This window comes from Nitratifractor sp., from assembly GCF_015487065.1.
Lineage (GTDB): Bacteria > Campylobacterota > Campylobacteria > Campylobacterales > Sulfurovaceae > Nitratifractor.
The window spans coordinates 1-6012 of sequence record NZ_WFQN01000155.1 but is presented as its reverse complement, the minus strand read 5'-3'; the positions used below and the strand labels follow the sequence as shown (position 1 = coordinate 6012).

Annotated in this window: 7 protein-coding genes; 4 read left to right on the top strand and 3 right to left on the bottom strand. The window is 55.7% G+C overall.

Going from position 1 to position 6012, the window contains the following annotated elements:
* The 3 genes from F8I07_RS08865 to F8I07_RS08855 all read left to right on the top strand — a co-directional run.
* A partial coding sequence (locus F8I07_RS08865) for an ATP-dependent Clp protease proteolytic subunit (protein ID WP_292658539.1) occupies positions 1-518 on the top strand: 518 nt, incomplete at its 5' end.
* 6 nt (positions 519-524) lie between these two features.
* Positions 525-1055 (top strand): peptide deformylase, encoded by a 531-nt coding sequence (gene def, locus F8I07_RS08860; RefSeq protein ID WP_292658536.1) that lies wholly within the window; start codon positions 525-527, stop codon positions 1053-1055.
* Between the two features lie 119 nt (positions 1056-1174).
* Positions 1175-2722, top strand: coding sequence for a YifB family Mg chelatase-like AAA ATPase (locus F8I07_RS08855; RefSeq protein ID WP_367264512.1), 1548 nt, complete (start codon positions 1175-1177; stop codon positions 2720-2722).
* 21 nt (positions 2723-2743) lie between these two features.
* Here the strand turns inward: F8I07_RS08855 and F8I07_RS08850 are convergent, their stop codons facing one another.
* Positions 2744-3808, bottom strand: a complete 1065-nt coding sequence (locus F8I07_RS08850) for a YeiH family protein (RefSeq protein ID WP_292658531.1) — start codon at positions 3806-3808, stop codon at positions 2744-2746.
* A 122-nt stretch (positions 3809-3930) separates the two neighbouring features.
* On the opposite strand from F8I07_RS08850, the gene F8I07_RS08845 reads away from it, so the two are divergent.
* Entirely contained in the window at positions 3931-4842 is a 912-nt protein-coding gene (locus F8I07_RS08845) for a LysR family transcriptional regulator (RefSeq protein WP_292658528.1), read from the top strand.
* 125 nt (positions 4843-4967) lie between these two features.
* Here F8I07_RS08845 and F8I07_RS08840 read toward each other — a convergent pair whose 3' ends face one another.
* Together F8I07_RS08840 and F8I07_RS08835 are read right to left on the bottom strand one after the other, a co-directional pair.
* A complete protein-coding gene (locus F8I07_RS08840; RefSeq protein WP_292658526.1) occupies positions 4968-5549 on the bottom strand; it encodes an NTP transferase domain-containing protein in 582 nt (193 codons plus the stop codon).
* On the bottom strand, positions 5542-6012 hold a 471-nt coding region (locus tag F8I07_RS08835), incomplete at its 5' end, for an MFS transporter (protein ID WP_292658524.1). The genes F8I07_RS08835 and F8I07_RS08840, both read right to left, overlap by 8 nt.

Sequence of the window (6012 nt, the reverse complement as noted above, 5' to 3'; positions counted from 1 at the left end):
TCAAAGACCGGATCATCATGCTCAGCGGCGAGGTCAACGACGCCGTCGCCTCCTCCATCGTGGCCCAGCTCCTCTTTCTGGAGGCCCAGGATCCCGACAAGGATATCTATTTCTATATCAACTCCCCCGGCGGGGTCATCACCAGCGGTTTTTCCATCTACGACACGATGAACTACATCAAACCTGATGTCACCACCATCTGCATCGGGCAGGCAGCCAGTATGGGGGCCTTCCTCCTGGCCTGCGGGGCCGAGGGCAAACGCTACGCCCTGCCCAGCTCCCGGATCATGATCCACCAGCCCCTCGGCGGGGCCCAGGGCCAGGCGACCGATATCGCCATCCAGGCCAAGGAGATCCTCCGGATGAAGAGCTATCTCAACGAGATCCTGGCCGAAAAGACCGGTAAAAGCGTCAAAAAGATCGAAAAGGATACGGAGCGCGACTACTTCATGTCGGCCCAGGAGGCCCAGGAGTATGGCCTGATCGACAAGGTTCTGACTAAAAGCTTTGCGGAGTAAAACCCTATGATACGTGAGATTGTCATCTATCCCGACAAACGCCTCAAGGAGATCTCCCAACCGGTGGAGAACTTCGATGAGGAGCTTCATACCCTGCTGGACGATATGTACGAGACGATGATCGCCAAAAACGGTGTGGGTCTGGCGGCAATCCAGGTGGGAGTGCCTTTGCGGGTGCTCATCATCAATGTCCCGGTAGAAACCGATTCGGAGGATCCCAGGGAGCAGCAGCCCAAAGAGAACACCCTCGAAGTGATCAATCCGGTGATTCTGGAGGCCGAAGGGAAAACCCGCTACCAGGAGGGATGCCTCTCGGTTCCCGGCTATTTCGAAGAGGTGGAGCGTCACAAGGCTGTTCGGATCGAGTATCAGGACCGCTACGGCAAAAAGTACATCATCGACGACGATGATTTTCTTGCCATCGCCCTCCAGCATGAGATGGATCATCTCGACGGCAAGGTTTTCGTGGAGAAGCTCTCGCTGCTCAAACGGAAAAAGTTCGAAAAAGAGTGGAAAAAGCGTCTCAAGAAAAAGTAGTCACCCCTCCCCTTTCCCCACGCTTCCCCGCTTTTATATTTCAATTCGTCATTTTTTTCTCTATGGTGTTATAATCTGTGCATACTTGCAGAATGAGCACAGTTGAAAAGAGAGAAACAGTGGAAACGAAAGAGGCGCTGTTATCGGAGACGGTAGCTATCAATACAATCGCCAGTGCCACGCTGGAGGGGGTGACGGTCCGCCCCATCACCGTGGAGGCCACCTTTACCAAAGGATTACCCGGCTTCAGTGTGGTGGGATTGGCCGGCAACGATATCCAGGAGGCCAGAGAGCGGGTCAAGGCGGCCCTGATTACCAACGGATTTGTCTTCCCGCCGCTGAAGATCACCGTCAATCTCGCCCCAAGTGACGCCCGGAAATCGGGAACCCATTTCGATCTCCCTATCGCCCTCCTGATCGCCCTGAACAAAGAGTCGATCGAGCGGGAGGATCTCTATGTTTTCGGCGAACTGGGGCTCGACGGTCGGATCAAAAGCAGTTCCCAACTCTTTCCCCTCCTGCTTTCGCTCAAGGAGCAGGGAAAGATCCGCCGGGCGATGGTTCCGGCTGAGGCGATGGAGTATCTGCGGCACATTCCGGGGATCGAGTATCTGCCGGTGGCCAATCTCCAGGAGGCGATCGCGGCGCTGCGGGGAGAGCCCGGGATCGTTACGCCCGAGGGGAGCGACTACGAGGGGGAGGTGCTGGAGCTGAAGGGAACGCGCTACTTCTATCGCCGGGAGTATCCGGAGGATTTCGCCGAGGTCAAGGGGCAGGAGCTGGCCAAGCGGGCAGCCCTCATTGCGGCAGCGGGAATGCACAATCTCCTGATGGAGGGGAGCCCCGGCTGCGGCAAGAGTATGATCGCCAAGCGTCTGCGCCATATCCTGCCTCCCCTGACCGAGGAGGAGCTGCTGGCGGTGGCCAAACATCAGTTCCTCGACGGTCAAATCCCCGATTTTCAGCCGCTGCGTCCGGCACGTGCGCCCCATCACACGGCGACTTCCGCGTCGATCTTCGGCGGGGGTACGCATCAGGCAAAAATCGGTGAAATTGCCTTGGCGCACCATGGCATGGTCTTTTTTGACGAGTTGCCCCATTTCTCCAAGAATGTCCTGGAAGCTCTCAGGGAGCCGATGCAGGACCGTCGGGTCCATATCGCCCGGGTCAACAGCAAAGTCAGCTACGAAGCGGATTTTATGTTTGTCGCCGCCATGAATCCCTGCCCTTGTGGTAATCTACTGGCCAAAGAGCGGGCCTGCCGCTGCAGCGAGGCGGAGATCAAACGCTATCGCAACCGTCTCTCCGATCCCTTTCTGGACCGGATCGATCTCTTCGTGACGATGCAGGAGGTCGAGGCGGAGGATCGGGGGTCGGTCAGTTCGGCTCAGATGCATGAGGGGGTTTTGGAGGCGTTTATACGGCAGAAAGAGCGGGGGCAGGAGCGACTCAACGGTAAATTGAGCGAAGCGGAGGTAGAGCGTTTTTGTCGTCTGGATCAGGAGGCGGAGCAGATTCTGGCTCAGGCGGTTCAACGCTTCGCCCTCTCCCACCGCTCCATTGTCAGTATCAAAAAAGTAGCCCGGACCATCGCCGATCTGGAGGGGTCGGAAAAAATCGGCCGCAAAGCGTTGCTCGAGGCGTTGAGCTATCGCCGGCGAAAATAAGCTTTTGATTGAGAATTTCGATTAGAAAATCGCCGTGATCACCTTGACCACGACAAAGCCTCCGAGGACCAGCCAGACAAACATCCCCAAAGCGGTGTAGAGGGGGGCCATCCCCAGCCCTTTGAACTTGGCGAAACGGGTCCCCATCCCCAGAGCGGTCATCGCCATGGTCAGCAAAAAGGTATCGACGCTGTTGATCCAGCCTACCAGAGCGACCGGTAGAATCTGCAGGGAGTTGAAGGCGGCCATTCCCAGGAAGTAGACGGCAAACCAGGGGATGACCAGTTTGACCACCGCCCCTTCGCCCCCTCCGCTTCGAGCCGCTTTGCGGGAGAGGTAGAGTCCCAGAAGGATCAGCATCGGGGCGATGAGCAGGACCCGGGTCATTTTGACGATGACGGCGTTGTTGGCCATCTCGGTGCCCGGACCGTTGATCCCCGCAGCCGCGACCACCTGGGCCACCTCGTGAACCGTCCCGCCTACATAGATGCCGTACTGTTCGGGGCTGAGATGCAGGAATCCCTGGGCATGTTGAAAAAGACCGGCATAAAGCAACGGATAGAGAAACATGGAGACGGTGCCGAAGAGAACCACCATACTGACGGCGACTGCCGCCTTGTACTCCTCCGCCTTGAGGACCGGTTCGGTCGCCAGGACGGCTGCGGCACCACAGACGGAGGCCCCCGAAGCGGTGAGCATCGCCGTATCCCGATCGAGGCCGAAGCGTTTCATCCCCAGCCAGCTTCCGAGGATGAAGGTAGTGGTGAGCATGGTCAGCGAGACGAGAAAGCCCTCCAATCCTACATCGGCGATCTGCTGAAAGGTGATTCGAAAGCCGTAGAAGACGATGGCGAAACGGAGGATCTTTTTGGCAGAGAAGGTAATCCCGCTCTCCCAGGCAGGGGGGAAGTGGTTGTGCAGCGTATTGGCATAGAAGATACCGATGACGATACCGACGACCAGGGGGGAGAGACCCAGTGCCTTGACGGGCCCCAGCCCGGCGATCCAGGTGGCAGAGGCGGCCACCAGGGCGACAAAGACGATGCCGCTGAGGGTGCCTTTGCGATTTTCGGGAGAAAAAGCCATTTGGGGGCTCCTTTTGTTAAGTAATTTTGATGAAATTTTCGGAAGTATAATATTTTTCTGATATTATTGGAAATAAAATTAACTGTTGAATCTCTTCAACCCAATCAAAGTGAGCCACAAACATGAAACTGACCCTTCGACAGATTGAAATATTTTTGAACGTGGTGGAACAGGGGCATCTGACCAATGTCGCCAAATCTATGGGACTGAGCCAGTCCGCGGTCTCCATGTCCATCAAGGAGCTGGAGAATATCATCGGCCGGCCCCTTTTCGATCGGCTGAACAAAAAGTTGATCCTCAATGAAGTGGGCCGCAATTTTCATCAGGCGGTGGAGCCCCTCTATCGCAAGCTCGAAGACATTGAGTACGAGTTTCAAAATACCGAGGACAAAGGGACCGTCAGGGTGGGGGCCAGTACCACCATCGTGGACTACCTGATTCCTCCCATCGCCTGCCGCTATATGGGGGAGTATCCCGATGTCCGGGTTCAGCTCAAAGAGGGAAACACCCTTCAGATCGCTGAGATGGTGAAACAAGGGGAGCTGGATATGGGCTTTGTCGAAGGGGAAGTGGAAGATCCGGATCTGATCAAAGAGGTGATCGGGGATGATGAATTGATTGTCGTGACAGCTAACAAAGAGATCGCCGGACGCAGCTGGTATATCGACGAACTGGCGGATCAGCGTTGGGTTCTGCGGGAGGAAGGGAGCGGGACCCGGGCAGTCTTTCTGGATTATATCAAGGAGAAGGTTCCGAGACTCAATATCTTCATGGAACTGGGCCATACCGAATCGATCAAGAGTCTGATGAAGAGCGGCAAGGCCCTCACCTGTATCTCAGCCTTGGCCGTGAGCGAGGAACTCGAAGAGGGAATCCTACACAAAGTGAATCTGAAAAACTTCGACTGTCGTCGTCACTTTTATGCTATTTATCACAAAGATAAATATCGCAGTGATCTTTTCTATAAATTTCTGGAGTTTTCAAAAACACTGATCGGCGAATCGATGGAGTGCCGGGGATGCGGGAAGGATTGAAGATGGAAGATGGAAGATGGAAGATGGAAGATGGAAGATGGAAGATGGAAGATGGAAGATGGAAGATGATGACTTGATAAATATTGTCAGATAGTTTAAACTCCTCACTCCTCACTCCTCACTCCTCACTCCTCACTCCTCACTCTCCTCACCGCTTTTTCATACTCCTCGGGCCGATTGAGATTGGCGAAGGAGGTTGTTTCTTTGAAAGGGACTCGGAGAATCTTTTCCGTTTCAAAGAGGCTTTGCAGACGATGCTCCCCTAGATTGAGTGAATCCTCGATCCGCGGAAGCAATCGCCGGGTATAGATGGTACAGAGGGGTTCAGCTCCTGCGGGGGTGACCGGGACCACCGCTTCGGCTTTCGGGTTGTCGGCAAAAGATTGCAGGAGGCTGTGGATGATGGACTTGTCGACAAATGGCAGATCGACCCCAAGAATAAAGACGGCTTCGGGTTCGATAGTTTTGAGAATAGAAGCCAGGGCGATCATGGGAGAACTCTCTTCCTCTTGGTCCAGGATGAGAGGGGCGCGGAAGGGGAACTTGTCGATTTTGGTACTGATGTAGACTTTGGGAAAGATCTTTCTCAGGCGCTCGTATTGGTATTGGGCCAGGGTGGAATATCCGCCAAAAGGGAGCAGGGCCTTGTCCCGTCCCATACGACGGCTTCGACCTCCGGCCAGGATCACTGCTTGGATTTCAGGCATGCCGGGCCTTTCGGTAGCGGTGGAGACGGATGGCTCCCCAGGCGGCCAGGGCTATCATCGCTTCAAAGAGGAAAAGCGATGAGGGGTCTTTCTCATAGACCCATCCTGCCAGCACCGCTCCGACGGAACCTCCCAGGCCAAAGGTAATCCCCAGAAAAAACTGCTGGGCCAGCTTTTTCTGGGTATAGAGATCGTAGACGTAGGCGATGGCCGCGGTGTAGTAGAGGGCGAAGTTCAACGCGTGCAGGGACTGGGCGGCGAAGGCGGCCGGCAGGGAATCGGGCCAGAGCCAGAGAATAGCCCAGCGAAGCACCGTCGTGGCCACTGACAACTCGATGAGACCGAGCAGATCCCGTTTGAGCAGGGGGCCCTGCCAGTAAAGCATGGCGATCTCGCACAGCACCCCGAAGCTCCAGAGCCAGCTGGTCATCTCCAGGGAGATGCCGTGGGCCGTCTCGTAGAT